Below are 18,209 nucleotides of genomic sequence, written 5' to 3'. Positions count from 1 at the left end.
GGCCTCAGCCCCCGTAGGCCTTGGCCGCTTCCGCCTCCAGCCTCGCCTGGGTCCCCGCCACGTCCGACGGGTTCGCCAGGAAGTCCTGCAGCGCCTTCCACTCACCGGCGCCCGGCGTCCCGCCGAACGCCGCCGGAGCCCGGTCCGACATGTCGAAGCGGAAGTCGTCGCCCGCCGCGATCAGCGCCTTCGCGATGCCGCGCTGGATGTCGTTCGGGTACGCGGAGAAGTCCACCGCCTTGTTCGGGGAGATGAAACCGCCCTCCCGGGCCTGGATCTGCGCCGCGTCCGCCGAGGCCAGGAAGGTCAGCAGCGCCTGCGCGCCCTTCGAGGGCTTCAGCGCCACCGCCACGTCACCGCCCGACACCACCGGCGCCTTCGCGCCCACCGCCGGGAAGGGGAAGACCAGGGCGTCCTCGCCCACCTTCGCCTCGGTCTGCGCGATGTTCACCGCCACGAAGTCGCCCTCGAAGACCATCGCCGCCGCCGGCCGGTCCCCGCCCGTGAAAGTCTGCGTCACCGACTTCGGGAACTCCGTCGACAGCGCCCCGCTCGGGCCGCCCGCCAGGAAGTCCTTGCGGCCGAACAGCTGGCCGAGGGTGGTCAGCGCCTGCGTGACGCTGTCGTCCGTCCACTTGATCCTGTGCTGGGCGAGCTGGTCGTACTTCTCGGGCCCCGCCTGCGAGAGGTAGACGTTCTCGAACCAGTCCGTGAGCGTCCAGCCGTCCGCACCGGCCACCGACACCGGCGCCGTGCCGGAGGCGGACAGCGTGTCGGCCGCCGCGAGGAACTCCTTCCAGGTCGCGGGGGGCTTCACGCCCGCCGCCTCGAAGGCCTTCGCGTTGTACCAGACCAGCGACTTGTTGGCCGCCTTGTAGTAGACGCCGTACTGGGTGCCGTCGACCGCCCCGAGCGTGCGCCAGCCCGGCGAGTAGTTCGCCTCCAGCTGCGCCTTGGCCTCCGGACCCACCGGCTGCGCCCACTTGTTGCGCACCGCCGAGGCCAGCGCCCCGACCTGGGGGAGCAGCGCCACGTCCGGGGGCTGACCGCCCGCGATCTTGCTGCCGAGGAAGGTGACGATGGGGTCCTGGGCCGGGACGAAGGTGACGCTCGCACCCGTCCGCTTCTCGAACTCCTTCAGCACCTTGGTGAAGTTCGCCTGTTCGGGTCCCGTCCAGACGGCCGCGACCTCCAGCTTCTCGCCGGGCAGCTTCGGTAAGTCGACGGTGGGCGGCTTCTGCTGCCCGGCCGGCGGGGTCTCCCCCGTGCCGCCGCCGTCCGCGCCCCCGCCGCAGGCGGTGAGCGCGAGCGCGCCCGCCGCGGCCAGCGCCGCCCAGGCTCTGGCCGCCGTACGTTTCGTGTGGCCGGTTCCGTGCTGTACGCGCATGGTCTCGCCCCCGATGCCGTCGTGCTCGTGGTGTGTTGCGTGCCACAAGGTCTACGCCGACCCGCGCACCCCCGCAATAGCGCGTCGCGGGGGAGCAGCGCCGCTCAGGGGGCGGCCGGGAACGGCACCGGAGTCGCCGAGACCAGGTGGGAGGCCCGTTCGAGGGCGCTGGCCAGGAGCGCGAGGTCGGTCGGCCCGTTGCCCAGCTCGCGCAGCGGCCGGCGGGCCGGCGGGTCGCCCATCCGCTCCCACTCCACCGGGACCACGGTCGGCCTCAGGGTCGCCGTGCGCGGGATCCGGCCGGTGACCCGGCCCGCCTGGAAGGGCACCGCCCGGCCGTCGGCGTACAGCAGCCGCCCCCGGCCCGGCCCCGGCTGATCGGGCGCGTCCAGCTCCACCCGCAGCGTCGCCAGCCGGGCCGGCTCGGTCTCGGCGGTCCGCTCGGGGCGGGCGCTGGCGACCACCAGGTGCACCCCCAGCCGGGTGCCCTCCCGGGCCACCGCCTCCAGCACCCGCACCACCGAACCGGCCGCCGGCCGGCCCGGACTGCCCAGCGCCGGAGCCACCAGCGCGTCGAAGTCGTCCACCAGCACCACCAGCCGCGGCAGCGGGCTCGGACCGGCGGCCGTCTCCGTGCGGGGGGCGGCCGCACGCAGCCGCAGGGTGCCGGTGCGCTGGGATTTGAGGTCCCCCCGCAGCTCACCGGGGCTGGGCCGGCGGGGCGAGACCATCCGGCCGGACACCTCCCGCCGGGCGTGCCACTCGGCGAACGGCACGCCGTCCAGCAGCTCGTGGCGGCGCTTGAGCTCGGCCCCGAGGGCCTGCGCGAACTCCCGCATGCGCACCGGGTCCGAGGCCACCAGGTGGGCCGACACGTGCGGGAGTTCCGTGCACGGCAGGAGGCCGTCGCCGCGCTCGCCGCCGGCGCCGTCGAGGAGGAGGAGGCCGAGGCGGTCGGGGCGGGCCGCCGCGGCCAGGGAGGCGGCGACGGAGCGCAGCAGCTCCGTGCGGCCGCTCCCGGCGGGACCCTGCACGAGCAGGTGCGGGCCGTCGTGGACCAGCTCCGCGCCGACCGCCCCGCGCCGGCCGGCGCCGAGCACGATCTCGGCGAGGCCGCCGACGCCCTGGCCCTGCTCGGTGGCCTCCGCCCAGCGGGCCATCAGGGAGGCCGGGGTGGCGCGGGCCAGCCCCAGCTCGTCCAGCAGCCGTGCGGCCGCCGGGAGGCTGGCGGCCGCCGGACGGCACGCGCCGCCCTCCGGCGCGGCGCCGTCCGCGCGCAGCGGGGCCAGCGCCCGGGCGAAGCGCTCCGCCCAGGCTGCCGAGACGCCGTCGGCGACGGCCGTACGGCCCGCCGCGACCGGCCGGCCGCCGCTCACCGCGAAGCTCCGTACGGCCGTCGCCACGTCACCGCTGAGCAGCGCGACGCGGCCGCAGGAGCGGAACGCCGGGGTGGCCGCGCAGGCCGTCTCGTACGTCGCCGCCACCGGGGAGGCGGGGGTGGCCGCCGGGGCCTCCGCGAGCACCAGCAGGTGGATCCCGGCCGCGGCCCCGTGCGAGGCCAGCCGTCCGGTCAGGTCGCGCAGCGCCGCCGTGCCCGGGTCGCCGTCCAGGACCACGAGCGTGCGCGGCCCCTCGTACGCGGCGGCCGCCTGCCGCAGCGCCGCCGGGTCGGCGGTGCCCCAGCCGGGGCCCAGGGGGCTGTCGTCCAGGCGCCGGGTCAGCTCCCCGGTGCGGGCCGCCGCCTGGTCGCGGTCGTACGCCAGCAGCAGCCGGCAGTCCTGGCCGTGCGCCGGGCGTACGTGGGGCAGCCAGCCGAGCCAGCCCCAGTCCCGGCGGCGTTCCGCCACCGGGCGGGCGCGGTCGGCCGCCAGCAGGACGACCTCCAGCCGGGCCGGCGCGTGCAGCGCCACGAGCTGGGCGACCACCGACCGGGCCACCCCCGTGAGCCGCGCGCGGGGTCCGGCGACGCCGAGCGAGCCGCACTCGGGCAGCGTGACCCGGCTGCCCGCGCCGAGCCCCGCCTCCAGGAACCGGGGGTGCCCGGCCCCGCGCGACCACAGCCGCTCCGTCGGCCCGAGCGCCGCCAGGAGCAGCGCCGCCGGGTCGTCCTCGTCCGGCGCGGCGGCCGCCACCGCCTCCGGCTCCGCCGGCTGCTCCGGGGCGTCCTCCTCGCCGCGCACCCACTTGCGGGCCCAGGCCCCGAGGCCGCCGCGCCGGCGTCTGGCCGCGCCGGGGACGCCGTCGGGGTGGGCGGTGGCGGTGCCGCTCCCGCTGCCGGGGATGCCGGCGCGGGGGGTGCCGGGGCGCAGGCCCAGGGCGGGATCGGGTCTCCGGGCGGAGCCGGGGCCGCTTGCGCCGGCTCCCGCGTCACCGCCGGAGCCGGCCGGGCGACCACCCACCCGGCCCGCACCGCCGCCGACCGACTCTGTACCGCCGACGCCGCCGACGTGGCCGCCCGCGCCGCCGGAGACCCCGGCGTGGCCGCCCGCGCCGCCGGAGACCCCGGCGTGGCCGCCCGCGCCGCCGGAGGCCCCCGCGTGGGCGCCCGTGCCGACGCCGGAGGCGCCCGTGCCGGCTGCTTCCTCGCCCGAGGCGCCCGGCAGGCAGAGGTGGCCCTCCAGGTCGGGGGCCACCGCCAGCGGCGGCTCGCCGCCCCCGGGGGCCAGTCGCAGCGTGGACTCGCCGATCCGCAGCAGCGCGCCGGGGGCCAGCGGGACCGCCGCGGCCCCCACCTCGGCGCCGTCCAGCGCCGTGCCGTTCGTCGACCCGAGGTCGGCCACCGTCACCCGGCCGTCCGGCAGCACCGTCACCGCGCAGTGCAGCCGCGACACGTCGGGGTCGTCCAGCGGTACGTCGGCGTCCGCCGAGCGCCCGATCCGCACGGCCCCGGGGTGCAGCAGGTGCACCCCGCCGGCGTCGGGACCGGCCACCACGTGCAGCTGCGGGGTGCCGGGGCCGTCCCCGGCCGGGACGGCGGCGGCGTCCGGTCCCGGCGTGTGCAGGGCCAGTACCGCCCCGTCGACCAGCGGCGGCTCGCCGAGGACGGCCCGCTGGGGGTCGAGCCGGCGCGAGCCGGCGTACAGCACCACCGTGCCTCCGGTGTCGGGCCCGCCCGCGGCCGCCGCGAGTCCGGAGGCCACCGCGGCCAGCGCGGTGCCGGCGGGCGCGGTGACGAGCACGTCACAGCCGGCGGGCGCGGTGGCGGTCTGGTGGCCGCTGCGCGACCCGAGGACGGTCAGCCGGATCTGCATCGCCGTCAGCGGTCCCTTCTGCGCGGAGCGCAGTGCGCGGTGCGTGCGTGCGCCCGGCAGGGAAACGGCGGGACCTGCCCCACCCGATCGACCCCCCGCCCGGCACGGACGCCTCGTCCGTTCAGGTCTGCCGGAAGGCAGGGCTCCCGTCCCGGCCGTTCCGTACGGGTGCATCCTCGCACCTGTCGCCCGCAACACGCCCGGCGCCCGACTACAAATGATCTTGGAGTTCGGTGGCGCACTTCACCCGCCGTGCGGCCGGGGCCACCCCGGCGCGGGAAATCCGGGGGAAATGCGCCCCCGGCATACCCCGCAAAACTCACCCTTCGCACATATGTGCGGCAACCAACCTTCGCCGACCCGCGTCTTCCACCGGGACACCCCCTAGAGTTGGGCCGGAAACCCACTCGGCGGAATCAGCCGGAAAGACGACAGCAGGGAGCGCGAGACGTGCGGCCAGTCGGCAGCAAGTACCTGCTCGAGGAGCCGCTCGGCCGCGGCGCCACGGGCACCGTCTGGCGTGCCCGCCAGCGGGAGACCGCCGGCGCGGAGGCCGCCGTCGCCGGCCAGCCCGGCGAGACCGTGGCCATCAAGGTCCTCAAGGAGGAACTGGCCCAGGACGCGGACATCGTCATGCGCTTCCTGCGCGAGCGCTCGGTCCTGCTGCGCCTGACGCACCCCAACATCGTGCGCACCCGCGACCTCGTCGTCGAGGGCGACCTGCTGGCCCTGGTCATGGACCTCGTCGACGGCCCGGACCTGCACAAGTACATCCGCCAGAACGGCCCCTTCAGCGCCGTCGCCGCGAGCCTGCTGACCGCCCAGATCGCGGACGCGCTCGCCGCCAGCCACGCCGACGGCGTGGTCCACCGCGACCTGAAGCCCGCCAACGTGCTGCTCGACGAGAGCCACGGCCAGATGAAGCCGATGCTCACCGACTTCGGCATCGCGCGCCTGGCCGACTCCCCGGGCCTGACCCGCACCCACGAGTTCGTCGGCACCCCCGCCTACGTGGCACCCGAGTCCGCCGAGGGCCGTCCGCAGACCTCCGCCGTCGACATCTACGGCGCCGGCATCCTCCTCTACGAGCTGGTCACCGGCCGGCCGCCCTTCGCCGGCGGCACCGCGCTCGAAGTGCTCCACCGCCACCTCAGCGAGGAGCCGCAGCGGCCCCCGGCCGTGCCCGAGGCGCTGTGGATCGTCATCGAGCACTGCCTGCGCAAGGAGCCGGACGAGCGGCCCAGCGCCGAGAGCCTCGCGCGCGGCCTGCGCGTGGTCGCCGCCGGCATCCGCGTGCACTCCTCGCCCGACGAGGTCGAGGCCGCCCTCGGCGTCGCCGCCCTGCTCGCGCCCGACCCCTCGCCGGCCCCGGTCCCGGCCGCCCCCGGCGCCACCGGCAACGCCGACCCGACGCAGGTGCTGCCCGGCCGCGCCGGCGCCGCGCCGGCGGACGCGTACGACCCGAACGCCATGACGAGCGTGCTCCCGCCGGTCGGCGGGGCCGACGCCACCACCGTGCTGCCGGCCACCGGCGCACCGGGTGCGCCGGACCCGACCTCCGTCATGCCCCCGGTGCAGCAGCCCGACGCCGCGCACCCGTGGCAGTCGCAGATGCGGGCCGCGCGCGACCGCAACGAGCAGACGCAGATGCACTACCTCGACCCGGCCGAGGACCCGCTGCGCCGGCGCCCGCAGCGCCAGGCGCCGCCCGTGCCGCCGCATCCCCAGCAGCCGCCCCGCCAGCACCGCCAGGGCCCGCCGCAGCAGCAGTACCAGCAGCAGCCGTACCCGCAGCAGCAGTACCAGCCGCAGCCTCCGCCGCAGCAGTACGCGCAGCAGCCGCCGCAGCACTACCAGCCGCAGCCGTACCAGCAGCCGCAGCCGCCCCAGCAGCCGCAGTACCGCCAGCCGCAGCCGCCGCCCCAGCAGCAGCCGCAGCCGCGCCGGCAGCCCCCGCCGCAGCAGCCCCCGCGCGAGCCCCGCCCGCCGCGCGAGCCGCGCCGCCGCAGCGCCAACCCGATCCGCATCCCGGGCCTCGGCTGCCTCAAGGGCTGCCTGGTCCTCGTCCTGATGCTCTTCGTCGGCGGCTGGCTCTTCTGGGAGCTCGCGCTCCAGGAGTGGGTGGGCACCGGCAGGGGCTGGTGGGACCAGGTGTGGAGCTGGGGCACCGACGTCGTCGACTTCATCGGGTCCATCGGCGATGCGACGGGCGGCAGCGGGACCTCTTGAGGGCCCGCCGGGCCGCCCCGTAGCGCCGACTTCGTGGATTTGTCGACATCCGGGACGTGATTTCGCCCGCAGAAGTGAAGGTCGCCGCGATCCGGCGGCCTCAACCCCCATTCGGCCGCGTAGCTTTGGTCCGTTACGCCAGCCGCTGAGGGAGCAGTCGTGGCACGGAAGATCGGCAGCCGGTACACCGCGCACCAGATCCTGGGGCGCGGCAGCGCGGGCACGGTGTGGCTCGGCGAAGGCCCGGACGGGCCCGTCGCCGTCAAACTGCTGCGCGAGGACCTCGCCTCCGACCAGGAACTGGTCGGCCGCTTCGTCCAGGAGCGCAGCGCGCTCCTGGGACTGGAGCACCCGCACGTGGTCTCCGTACGCGACCTGGTCGTCGACGGCAACGACCTCGCCCTCGTCATGGACCTCGTACGCGGAACGGACCTGCGCACGCGCCTCGACCGCGAGCGGCGGCTCGCCCCCGAGGCGGCCGTGGCCATCGTCGCGGACGTCGCGGACGCTCTGGCCGCCGCCCACGCGGCGGGCGTCGTCCACCGGGACGTCAAGCCGGAGAACGTCCTGCTCGACATGCAGGGACCCCTCGGCCCCGGCGGCGCCCACCCTGCGCTGCTGACCGACTTCGGCGTGGCCAAGCTCATCGACTCGCCGCGCCGGGCCACGGGGGGCCGCAGCGCCGCCCCCACCACCCGGATCATCGGGACGCCCGACTACCTGGCCCCGGAGATAGTCGAGGGCCTGCCGCCGAGGGCGGCCGTCGACATATACGCCCTGGCCACGGTGCTGTACGAGCTGCTGGCCGGCTTCACCCCCTTCGGCGGCGGCCACCCGGGCGCGGTGCTGCGCCGGCACGTGACGGAGACCGTGGTCCCGCTGCCGGGCATCCCCGACGAGCTGTGGCAGCTCATGGTCCAGTGCCTGGCCAAGGCCCCCGCCTCGCGGCTGCGCGCCTCGGAGCTGTCGGTCCGGCTGCGGGACCTGCTGCCGCTGCTCGCCGGGATGCCGCCGCTGGACGTGGACGAGCCGGACGACGCCGACCCGGAGCCCGAGCCCGCGCAAGAGCCCGACGCGGCCGCCGACCCGGTGCGCAGGCGGGGCGTCGTCCCCCTGGTGCCCGGCTCCGCCACCGACTCCAACCGGGACACCCACACCTCGATGCGGGTGCCGGGCCCCGAGGAGCTGGCCGGCGGGGCGCTGGGCACCGCCCGCGTCCCGCGCCCGGCCGGCGGGCACCGCCCCGGCTCCGCCCGGCACCGCGCCGAGGCCGCCCGCAAGCGGCGCCTGCTGCTCTCCGCGTCGGCGCTGGCGCTGGCCACCGCGGTCGGCGTGGGCAGCTGGCTGGCCGCCTCCGAGGACGACCCCGCCCCCCGCCCGCCGGGCACCGGGCACTCCGCCCCCTCCCGGCCGTAGCCCCGGCGTGGCTACGGCCCGATCCGGACCCGCCCGCGGAGGCGGCTACGCCGAGACCAGCTCCGGGTGCCAGCGCCGGGCCACGGCCGGGTGCGCCCGTACCCACCCCTTCAGCTCGTTGCGCCCGTACTCGGCGTGCAGCGGGTTCGACGCGTCGTGCGCCACCCCCGGCGCCGACCGCAGGTAGTCCCCGGGGACGGTCTCCACCACCGCGTCCAGCCGCGGGTTGTAGAAGAACGGCACGGAGAACCGCTCCACCGACCCCGGCGGGCTCACCACCCGGTGGTCGGTGGCCCGCAGATACCCCTCGGTGGCGATCTCCAGCAGCTCGCCCAGGTTGACGACGAACGCCCCCGGCCGCGGCTCGATGTCGACGTAGCCGCCGTCCCGGACGACCTGGAGCCCGCCCACCGAGTCCTGCAGGAGCAGCGTCAGGAAGCCGTAGTCCTTGTGCGCGCCTACGCCCTGGTCGGCGCCCGACGGGGCGGACCCGGGGTAGCGGATCAGCTTCGTGTGCAGGTGGGGGCGGTCCGCGAAGGCCGCGTCGAAGAAGTCCGAGGGGGCGCCGATCGAGGCCAGCAGCTCCTGGAGCAGCCGGTGCGCCACCCCCGCCAGGCGCTCCTGCCAGCCCAGGACCGCCTCCCGCAGCTCCGGCAGCGCCGCCGGCCACTGGTTGGGCCCCTCCAGCCACAGGTACGCCGGGTCCTGCGGCCCCAGCACCCGCGCCGGCCGCTCCGCGCCGACGTCCAGCTGGTCGCGCCAGTCGGAGGCCCCGCCGGTCAGCTCGTGCCCGATGCGGGTGTAGCCCCGGAAGTGCGGGGAGTTCAGATTGCTCACCGCCAGCCGGTCGGCCTCGGGGAGCGCGAAGAAGGCCCTGGTCAGCTCCAGGATCCGGGTGGTCTCCGCCTCGGTTATGCCGTGCCCGGTCAGGTACAGGAAGCCGGTGTCCCGGGCCGCGGCGTGCAGCTGCTTCAGGAAGTCGGCCCGGTCGGCGGGGTCGTCCGCCCGCGACAGGTCGATCACGGCGAGGGCGGGCGCGGACGGGGCGGCGGTGGAGGAGGCGGAAGAAGAGGGGTGCGCGGACGGCATGACGGCTCCGTTTCGGATGTCACAGGGTCCTGTGCCCCGGAGATGGCGGGGCAGGCGGGTGTGGCGCGCCGCCGGCAGGGATGGCGCCGGGGCGGTGGCCGCGTACAGGACCGAAGTCGGATCGGGGTGGATCAGGCTTGTGCGGGGTCCGGCGGCAGACAGCTCGTCGTGGTCACACGCATGTGGTCCACATGGCGTCGCTTCACGAGGGGAACGGTCATACGAGGAGCGTACGCCCGTCCCCTCGCTCCTCTGTACGGCCCGATCCGGCCTGGCCGGACAGCGCCGCCCGAGGACCGGCTAGGCTTGACCCGTGGCAGTCGTCGATGTTTCCGAAGAGCTGAAGTCCCTCTCCTCGACCATGGGGTCGATCGAGGCCGTCCTGGACCTCGACAAGCTGAGGGCAGAAATCGCCGTGCTCGAGGAGCAGGCCGCCGCGCCGTCCCTCTGGGACGACCCGGAAGCCGCCCAGAAGATCACGAGCAAGCTTTCGCACCTCCAGGCGGAGGTCCGCAAGACCGAGACCCTGCGCGGCCGTATCGACGACCTCGCGGTCCTCTTCGACCTCGCGCAGGAGATGGACGACGCGGAAACCCTGGCCGAGGCCGAGGTCGAGCTGATCGCCGTCCGCAAGGCGCTGGACGAGATGGAGGTCCGGACCCTGCTCTCCGGCGAGTACGCCGAGCGCGAGGCCCTGGTCAACATCCGCGCCGAGGCCGGCGGCGTCGACGCCTCCGACTTCGCCGAGCGCCTCCAGCGCATGTACCTGCGCTGGGCGGAGCGCCACGGCTACCCGACGGAGATCTACGAGACCTCGTACGCGGAAGAGGCCGGCATCAAGTCGACCACCTTCGTCGTCAAGGCCCCGTACGCCTACGGCACCCTCTCCGTCGAGCAGGGCACGCACCGCCTCGTGCGCATCTCCCCCTTCGACAACCAGGGCCGGCGCCAGACCTCCTTCGCGGGCGTCGAGGTGCTGCCGGTCGTCGAGTCCAGCGACCACGTCGAGATCGACGAGGGCGAGCTGCGCATCGACGTGTACCGCGCTTCCGGCCCCGGCGGCCAGGGCGTCAACACGACCGACTCGGCGGTGCGCATCACGCACCTGCCGACCGGCATCGTGGTCTCCTGCCAGAACGAGCGCTCGCAGATCCAGAACAAGGCCAGCGCGATGAACGTCCTCCAGGCCAAGCTGCTGGAGCGGCGCCGCCAGGAGGAGCAGGCCAGGATGGACGCCCTCAAGGACGGCGGCAGCTCCTGGGGCAACCAGATGCGGTCCTATGTCCTGCACCCGTACCAGATGGTCAAGGACCTGCGGACGGAGTTCGAGGTGGGCAACCCGCAGGCGGTCCTCGACGGCGAGATCGACGGCTTCCTGGAGGCCGGGATCCGCTGGCGCAAGCAGCAGGAGCAGAGCGCGTAGCACTGCCTGCCCCGACAGCACGGAAGGGCCCGGACACCAGCTGGTGTCCGGGCCCTTCCGCATGACGTGTGATCCGCTGATCCGTGATCGCCGTGATTGCCGTGATCGCCTTGATCGGGACGCGACGCGGCCTACGCGGTCCGTGCCACCAGCGCCAGCGCGGCCACCAGCACCACCAGAAGCGCGATGAGCGCTGCCGGGTTCAGCCCGGCGAAGGGGCCCTCCTGCTGGAGGCGCTCCCGGTTCGCCCGGCACACCGGACAGCGGCCCTGGCTGACGGGTGCGGCGCAGTTCGCGCACACGAGCCGGTCATATGTCATGCGCTCCTCCTCTCGTCCCCTCGTCATGCCCAACGGCCCGGGGACGGAGTCCGTTCCCCCTACCACTGTGCCAGCTCCTGCGGCATTCGGCGCGGCCCGTCCGTGCAATCACGGTCCGGCTCCCCCCGCACGCTGGATAAAACGGGCAACTCCGGTTGCCGGGTCCCCACCCACCGTCCGGTCGCGTATGGTCACGCACACCTACTCCCGGCGACCGTGGTGCACCCGTGATCCGATTCGACAACGTCTCCAAGTCCTACCCGAAGCAGAACCGGCCCGCACTCAGAGATGTCTCCCTCGACATCGCCAAGGGCGAGTTCGTCTTCCTGGTCGGCTCCTCCGGCTCCGGCAAGTCCACCTTCCTGCGGCTGGTCCTGCGTGAGGAACGGGCGACCCACGGCCAGGTGCACGTCCTGGGCAAAGACCTCGCGAAGCTCTCCAACTGGAAGGTCCCGCACATGCGGCGCCAGCTGGGGACCGTCTTCCAGGACTTCCGCCTCCTGCCCAACAAGACGGTCGCCGAGAACGTCGCCTTCGCCCAGGAGGTCATCGGCAAGCCGCGCGGCGAGATCCGCAAGGCCGTCCCGCAGGTCCTGGACCTGGTGGGACTGGGCGGCAAGGAGGGCCGGATGCCGGGCGAGCTGTCCGGCGGCGAGCAGCAGCGCGTGGCCATCGCCCGCGCCTTCGTCAACCGCCCCGCCCTGCTGATCGCCGACGAGCCGACGGGCAACCTCGACCCGCAGACCTCCGTCGGCATCATGAAGCTCCTGGACCGGATCAACCGGACCGGCACCACCGTCATCATGGCGACGCACGACCAGCAGATCGTGGACCAGATGCGCAAGCGCGTCATCGAACTAGAACAGGGCCGGCTCGTGCGCGACCAGTCGCGCGGCGTCTACGGCTACCAGCACTGAAAGGCCCCTGAGACGTCATGCGCGCCCAGTTCGTCATGTCGGAGATCGGCGTCGGCCTCCGCCGCAATCTCACCATGACCTTCGCGGTCATCATCTCCGTGGCCCTCTCCCTGGCCCTGTTCGGCGGTTCCCTCCTCATGCGCGACCAGGTGAGCGCCATGAAGGGCTACTGGTACGACAAGGTCAACGTCACCGTCTACCTCTGCACCAAGAACGACGCCCTCGACGCCGCCGGCGGCGCCGCCCCGGGCGCGGCCGCCGGGGCGCCGAACACCGCCGCCGCGGCCGGCAGCGGCCGCCCCTGCTCCAAGGGGGCGGTCACCCCCGAGCAGAAACAGGGCATCGAGACCGAGCTCAAGAAGATGGACCTCGTCCAGAACGTCATGTACGAGTCCTCGGACGAGGCCTACAAGCACTACAAGGAGCGCTTCGGCCACACCGCCCTGGCCTCCGTCGTCACCCCCGACCAGATGCCCGACTCCTTCCGGGTCAAGCTGAAGAACCCGGAGAAGTACGAGGTCATCACCTCCGCCTTCGCCGGGCGCGACGGCGTCCAGTCGGTCGCCGACCAGAGCACCGAGCTGGACAACCTCTTCGCCCTCCTCGGCACCCTGAACTGGGCGGCCCTCGGCATCATGCTCGTCATGCTGATCGTGGCGCTGCTGCTGATCGTCAACACGGTGCGCGTCTCGGCGTTCAGCCGTCGGCGGGAGACCGGCATCATGCGGCTGGTGGGCGCCTCCGGCTTCTACATCCAGGTGCCGTTCATCATGGAGGCGGCCGTGGCCGGCCTCATCGGTGCCGTCTTCGCCTGCGTGATGCTCGGCACGGGGCAGTACTTCGTGATCGACCACGGCATCGCGCTCCGCGAGAAGCTCCAGCTGATCAACTTCATCGGCTGGGACGCCGTTCTCACCAAGCTGCCGCTGGTGCTGGTCATCGGCCTGCTGATGCCCTCGCTGGCCGCCTTCGTCGCACTGCGCAAGTACCTGAAGGTATGACGAGCGCCTCCTGAGCTATGCCGCCAACGCGGCCTGCCGCAGCGGGGCTTGTCCTAGACTCGGCGGCATGCCGGGTCTGCCCGTCCCCTGTCTCCGGCCCCGCGACCGGCGTCGCGGGGCCGCCCTGACGCTGGTCTTCCTCGTGTCCGTCGCCGCCGCCGGGGCCACGGGGTGCTGGGGCCCGGGCGAGGGGGACGACACGCCCGCGGCCGCCGCCCTCGCGGCCACCGCCGGCCCGGACCCCGCTCCCGGCACGGAGTCCGGCACCGGGCCGGGCACCGGGTCCGGCACCGCCGACCGGGAGGCCGTCGCCCGCGCCGCCGCCGAGGCCGTCGCCGAGGGCAAGTCGGGCAAGAAGGCCGCCGAGGAAGTGGTCAGCCGCAGCGGCGACCGCTGGGGCACCGTCTACGACCGGGGCGAATACGCCGAGTTCGCCGAGGCCCTCGACGGCCGCTGGACCGGCGTCGGGCTGTGGGTGGGCCGCCGCCGCGACGGCCGCATCGAGGTGGACCGCGTCCAGCCCGACAGCCCCGCCGACCGGGCCGGCCTGCGCGCCGGGGACCGGCTGCTGAGCGTGGACGGGCGGAGCGTGACGGGCCTGGCCGTGCCCGACGCGGTGGCGCTGCTGCGCGGGGAGGCCGGCACTCCGGTGGTGCTCGGCCTCAGCCGGGACGGAGCCGGCCTCACCGTGACCGTCCGGCGCGCGCAGCTGCGTACGGAGCCGGTCACCGTACGCCGCCTCGCGGGCGGCATCACCGTGATCAAGGTGGCCTCCTTCACCCGGGGTTCGGGGGAGCGGGTCAGGGCGGCCGTCCGCGAGGCCCCGCCCGGCGGCGGGGTGATGCTGGACCTGCGCGGCAACCCGGGCGGGCTGGTGACCGAGGCGGTGACCGCGGCCTCCGCGTTCCTGGACGGCGGCCTCGTGGCGACGTACGACGTACGGGGCTCCGAGCACGCCCTGTACGCCGCCCCGGGCGGGGACACCGCCCGGCCCCTGGTGGCCCTGGTGGACGGCGGCACGATGAGCGCGGCCGAGCTGGTGACGGGCGCCCTCCAGGACCGCGGCCGCGCGGTGACGGTGGGCACCCGCACCTTCGGCAAGGCCTCGGTGCAGATGCCGACCGAGCTGCCGGGCGGCGCGGTGGCGGAGCTGACGGTGGGCACGTACCGCACTCCGGCGGGCCGCAGCCTCGACGGGGGCGGGATCACCCCGGACCTGGCGGCCGGTGACGGGGCGGAGGAGCGGGCGCGCAGGGTATTGGGTGGCCTCGGGGTGGGTCCGTAGTGCGAAAATGACCGCACTATGGCTAAGGAAAAAGGGCGCAAGCTGATCGCCCAGAACAAGAAGGCGCGGCACGACTACGCGATCATCGACACCTACGAGTGCGGGATCGTGCTGACCGGCACCGAGGTCAAGTCCCTGCGCCAGGGGCGGGCCTCGCTGGTGGACGGCTTCGTGTCGGTGGAGGGCCGCGAGGTCTGGATGTACAACGTGCACGTGCCGGAGTACAGCCAGGGCACCTGGACCAACCACAGCGCCCGCCGCAAGCGCAAGCTCCTCCTGCACCGGGAGGAGATCGACAAGCTGGCGCGGAAGGCGGACGAGTCGGGGCACACGGTGGTGCCGCTGTCCCTGTACTTCAAGGACGGCCGCGCGAAGGTGGAGATCGCGCTGGCGCGGGGCAAGAAGGAGTACGACAAGCGGCAGACCCTGCGGGAGAAGCAGGACACGCGCGAGACGCAGCGGGCGATCTCGGCGGTCCGCCGCAAGCAGCGGGGTACGGTCTAATCTCCTGGCACGCGGTGGTCGACTTCGCGTACCATGGCGTCAGCACCACCCCCTCGGGGGCGGCGCTGCCTGAGCAGGACCAACTCAATAGCGGTTTACATGGGGATGATCGGTTTCGACAGCGGCTGTCGATGCAGGGGAAGCGAGCCGAGGAAGCGGCAATGATCTCGCTAACCACATGTCGCAAAAAATAATCGCCAACTCCAAGAGCGATAACTCCCGCTTCACCCTCGCTGCCTAATAACAGTGAGCTGAAGCCTCTGTGAGGAGCGTCAGCCCGGAAGTGGTCCCGGTCCGGATCCTGGCGTCAACTAGGGATCTAAACCTCTAGCCCCGGTCACGGGGGTTGGAGGGAAACCAAACAGTGACTGAGCCCGTCGGAGACTCGTCCGTGTGATCTCCGGGGCCGAGAAAAGCGCAGCGGACTGCGCTCGGAGAAGCCCTGCTTCTGCACCGTTGGACGCGGGTTCGATTCCCGCCATCTCCACTCATCCCATGTGGGCGAAGGCCCCGCAGCCTCCAGGCTGCGGGGCCTTCGTCATGTCCGCGGGCGGTGGGACCGTCAGCAGTACGGGATCTTGTTGAGGTTCAGCGCGTAGCGGGCGGGAATCCAGCCGCGGCCGTCGGCGAGCTTGTACCAGACCGCGTTGTCGCCGACGGTTTCGCCGTTGACCTTGCACTGGAGCTGGACCACCGCGCCGGCCGGCAGCGTGCCGGTCTTCTGGTGGCCCGTGCCCGGGCCGGAGCGGATGCCGAGGCCCTTGACGGAGCCGACGACGCGGGCCTTCGGGCCGTGGCCGCCCTGGTCGCCCTTGCCGTGGTGGTCGTCCTTGCCGTGGTGGTCCGGCTTGCCGTGGTGGCCGCCGCACTTCTTGCAGGTGCCGGGCTTGCCGGTGTCGCCCTTGGGGCCCTGGGGACCGGCCGGTCCCTGCGGACCCTGCGGTCCCTGCGGTCCCTGGGGTCCGGGCGGGCCGCCCGCCGGGCCGGTGTCGCCCTGCGGACCCTGGGGTCCCTGCGGGCCGGGCTGGCCCTGGGGGCCGGCGGGGCCGCGGTCGCCCTGGGGACCCTGGGGGCCCCGGGGGCCCGGGCCGCCGGTGTCACCGGGGTTGCCCTGGGGGCCGCGTTCGCCGGTGTCGCCGCGGTCGCCCTTGGGGCCGCGGTCGCCCTGGGGGCCCTGCGGTCCCTGCGGTCCCGGCGGGCCGCCGGCCGGACCGGTGTCACCGCGGGGGCCCTGGGGTCCGCGTTCGCCGGTGTCGCCGCGGTCGCCCTTCGGGCCGCGCTCGCCGGTGTCGCCCTTGTCGCCCTTGTCACCCTTCTCGCCCTTCGGCCCCGGGCGGCCCGGCTTGCCGTGGTGGCCGGGCCGTCCGTCGTGGCCGTCATGGCCGTCGTAGCCGGGCCGTCCGTCGTGCCCGGGGCGGCCGTCGTCGCCCTTCGGGCCCCGCACCGCGGTGGCGACGGCGAAGAGGGCGGGCGCGTCGGTGCCGTTGCCCCACTCGCCGCCGTCCAGCGTCGTGCCCTCCGGGGCCTTCGGGTCCACCCGCAGGGTCACCGCCAGCCGCGTCTGCGTGTTCGCCGGGAAGGCGAAGCCCGCACGGGTGGCGGCGTTGCAGGTCAGCAGGCGCGCGTCGGTCGAGCGGGTGCACGAGCCGCCCGCCCGCTGGCCGTTCCAGTAGAAGCGGGCCTCCGGGAAGGTGGTCCGTTCCGGGGCGGTGATCCGGAAGGTGCTGCTGTGCGCCGGGGCCTGGCCGTTCAGGGCCGCGATGACGACGCGGCCCGTCTGGCCCGGGGCGATGGAGGGGACGTACGGCTGGGAGAACCGGATGTGTGACGAGTCGTCGGCCAGGGCCGGTACGGCCGGCACCAGAAAGGACGCGGTGGCGGCCGCGACGACGAGGGCCGAGGAAACGGAGCGTGAAGCAGGCAAGGGGAGTTCCTCCGCGAAGGGAAGGGCGCTGGGGAAAGCACCCCCAGTTATGCGCGATCACGCCCCGGGAGGGGTGCTTACCACGCGGACGCGTCACTCGCCCGCCGGAACAATACGGATAAATCGGGTCGTTGCACCGGAGAGGGCCAGGGCGAGCAGGGCGGCGGTGGCCGGGAGGGCGTAGGCCGCCGTGGAGCCCAGGCGGTCGACGGCCAGCCCCGCCGTGGCCGAGCCCGCCGCGATGCCCGCGAGGATCGCGGTGACGGCGAGGCTCATGCCCTCGTTGAGGCGCCCGCCCGGGGTGGCCCGCTGGACCAGCGCCATGGCGGTCACCATCACCGGCGCGGTGGCCATGCCGGCCAGCAGCAGGGCCAGGGCCAGCAGCGGGAGCGAGCCGGTGGCGGCCGCCGCCCAGGGCAGTGCCATCGCCGCGGCCAGCGCGACCAGGCAGGTCCCGAGGCTCCGCGGGCGGCGGGTGCCGTAGAGCAGGCCGGCGGCGCAGGAGCCCGCCGCTTGCAGGGCCAGGACCGGGCCGGAGGTGCCGCCGAGGCCCAGGGCGGCGAGGTGGGCGATGGAGGTGACCTCCATCGAGCCGAACACCGCCCCGGTGGCGAGGAACAGACCGAGCAGCGGGAGCAGCGCGCGCAGCGGCGACGGCCCGTGGGCGGCGGCCGGCGCCCCGGTGGCGGGGGGCTCGGTGGCCCGGTGCGCGGTGAACACCAGCATGCCCGCGAGCAGCAGGACCGCCCCGGTCAGGGTGCCCGCCTCCGGGAAGGCGGCGGTGCACAGGAAGGCGGCGAGGACCGGGCCGAGCATGTAGCACAGTTCGTCGGCGGCCTGTTCGAAGGACATCGCGGTGTGGTGCTCGGCCGGGGGCAGCAGGCGGGTCCAGCGGGCCCGGGACATGCCGCCGATGTTGGGGGTCGTGGCGGTGGCCGCGTACGAGGCGAAGAGGGTCCAGGCGGGGGCCTGCGTACGGACGCACAGGATCAGGGAGAGCGAGCCGAGGACGGCGATCACGGTGGCGGGCAGGGCGATCCGGGCCTGGCCGTACCGGTCGACCAGCCGGGCCGTCCAGGGCGCGACGAGGGCGGTGGCGGCCAGCCCGGTGGCGGTGACCGCGCCGGCGAGGGCGTACGAGCCGCGCTGTCCGGCGATCATCATGACCGCGCTGACCCCGAACATGCCCATGGGGAGCCGGGCCAGCAGGTTCCCGGCGGTGAAGCCGCGCGTCCCGGGGAGGGCGAAGAGGCGGGCGTACGGGCCCGGGGCGCGGGTCCGGACGCGGGCGCGGGCGGGGGCGGCGGAGGTGGAGGCGGAGGCCAGGACCAGGGTGCTGCCGGTCACGGACATCAGCGGGGTCGTCGGGCGGGTCGCTCGGAACATGCGACGAGCTTGCGGGCCGGGGCCCGCGACGGTCCAACACCTGTTCCGGGGCCATTGACGCCCTCCTGTTGTTAATC

The 18,209-nt window shown here is 74.6% G+C and carries 13 protein-coding genes and 1 other RNA gene; 8 read left to right on the top strand and 6 right to left on the bottom strand.

All coding sequences use genetic code 11. The features are described 5' to 3' along the window. Positions 1-4: 4 nt before the first annotated feature. Positions 5-1,387 carry an ABC transporter substrate-binding protein gene (locus ACZ501_RS05010; protein WP_361604667.1) on the bottom strand — a complete coding sequence of 461 codons (1,383 nt, stop codon included), beginning with the start codon at positions 1,385-1,387 and terminating at the stop codon, positions 5-7. Positions 1,388-1,491: 104 nt separating this feature from the next. Further along, entirely contained in the window at positions 1,492-4,638 is a 3,147-nt protein-coding gene (locus ACZ501_RS05005; protein WP_468792580.1) for an FtsK/SpoIIIE domain-containing protein, read from the bottom strand. 450 nt (positions 4,639-5,088) lie between these two features. Between ACZ501_RS05005 and ACZ501_RS05000 the strand changes: the two genes are divergently transcribed. Beyond that, on the top strand, positions 5,089-6,867 hold the full coding sequence (locus ACZ501_RS05000; protein ID WP_468792577.1) for a serine/threonine-protein kinase: 1,779 nt from the start codon (positions 5,089-5,091) through the stop codon (positions 6,865-6,867). A gap of 159 nt (positions 6,868-7,026) precedes the next feature. Next, the gene (locus ACZ501_RS04995; RefSeq protein WP_362461163.1) at positions 7,027-8,283 is read left to right on the top strand and encodes a serine/threonine-protein kinase; all 1,257 of its coding nucleotides are present in this window, start codon (positions 7,027-7,029) and stop codon (positions 8,281-8,283) included. Between the two features lie 45 nt (positions 8,284-8,328). Here ACZ501_RS04995 and ACZ501_RS04990 read toward each other — a convergent pair whose 3' ends face one another. After that, complete coding sequence (locus ACZ501_RS04990) at positions 8,329-9,372, bottom strand: isopenicillin N synthase family dioxygenase (protein ID WP_468792574.1); 1,044 nt, start codon at positions 9,370-9,372, stop codon at positions 8,329-8,331. A 313-nt stretch (positions 9,373-9,685) separates the two neighbouring features. Here ACZ501_RS04990 and prfB point away from each other — a divergent pair, with 313 nt between their 5' ends. After that, a complete protein-coding gene (prfB, locus tag ACZ501_RS04985; protein WP_361611429.1) occupies positions 9,686-10,795 on the top strand; it encodes a peptide chain release factor 2 in 1,110 nt (369 codons plus the stop codon). Between the two features lie 131 nt (positions 10,796-10,926). Here the strand turns inward: prfB and ACZ501_RS04980 are convergent, their stop codons facing one another. Then, positions 10,927-11,115 carry a hypothetical protein gene (locus ACZ501_RS04980; protein WP_361607818.1) on the bottom strand — a complete coding sequence of 63 codons (189 nt, stop codon included), beginning with the start codon at positions 11,113-11,115 and terminating at the stop codon, positions 10,927-10,929. A gap of 227 nt (positions 11,116-11,342) precedes the next feature. On the opposite strand from ACZ501_RS04980, the gene ftsE reads away from it, so the two are divergent. The 5 genes from ftsE to ssrA all read left to right on the top strand — a co-directional run bounded on the left by ftsE (position 11,343) and on the right by ssrA (position 15,312). After that, on the top strand, positions 11,343-12,032 hold the full coding sequence (gene ftsE / locus ACZ501_RS04975; RefSeq protein WP_361607815.1) for a cell division ATP-binding protein FtsE: 690 nt from the start codon (positions 11,343-11,345) through the stop codon (positions 12,030-12,032). A gap of 17 nt (positions 12,033-12,049) precedes the next feature. Then, a complete protein-coding gene (gene ftsX / locus ACZ501_RS04970; protein ID WP_361607812.1) occupies positions 12,050-13,033 on the top strand; it encodes a permease-like cell division protein FtsX in 984 nt (327 codons plus the stop codon). Positions 13,034-13,100: 67 nt separating this feature from the next. Next, entirely contained in the window at positions 13,101-14,318 is a 1,218-nt protein-coding gene (locus tag ACZ501_RS04965) for a S41 family peptidase (protein WP_468792572.1), read from the top strand. Positions 14,319-14,336: 18 nt separating this feature from the next. Then, the gene (gene smpB / locus ACZ501_RS04960; RefSeq protein ID WP_361607806.1) at positions 14,337-14,822 is read left to right on the top strand and encodes an SsrA-binding protein SmpB; all 486 of its coding nucleotides are present in this window, start codon (positions 14,337-14,339) and stop codon (positions 14,820-14,822) included. Between the two features lie 101 nt (positions 14,823-14,923). Then, positions 14,924-15,312: a transfer-messenger RNA gene (ssrA, locus tag ACZ501_RS04955) on the top strand. 72 nt (positions 15,313-15,384) lie between these two features. On the opposite strand, the gene ACZ501_RS04950 is transcribed toward ssrA, so the two are convergent. Continuing rightward, complete coding sequence (locus tag ACZ501_RS04950) at positions 15,385-16,746, bottom strand: SH3 domain-containing protein (protein ID WP_468792569.1); 1,362 nt, start codon at positions 16,744-16,746, stop codon at positions 15,385-15,387. A 93-nt stretch (positions 16,747-16,839) separates the two neighbouring features. Then, the gene (locus ACZ501_RS04945; protein ID WP_468792567.1) at positions 16,840-18,132 is read right to left on the bottom strand and encodes an MFS transporter; all 1,293 of its coding nucleotides are present in this window, start codon (positions 18,130-18,132) and stop codon (positions 16,840-16,842) included. Positions 18,133-18,209 lie beyond the last annotated feature (77 nt).

It is taken from the genome of Streptomyces sp. NPDC034085, assembly GCF_055575555.1.
Note: the sequence above shows the minus strand (reverse complement) of the source record. Positions and strands in the feature narration are given on the sequence as shown.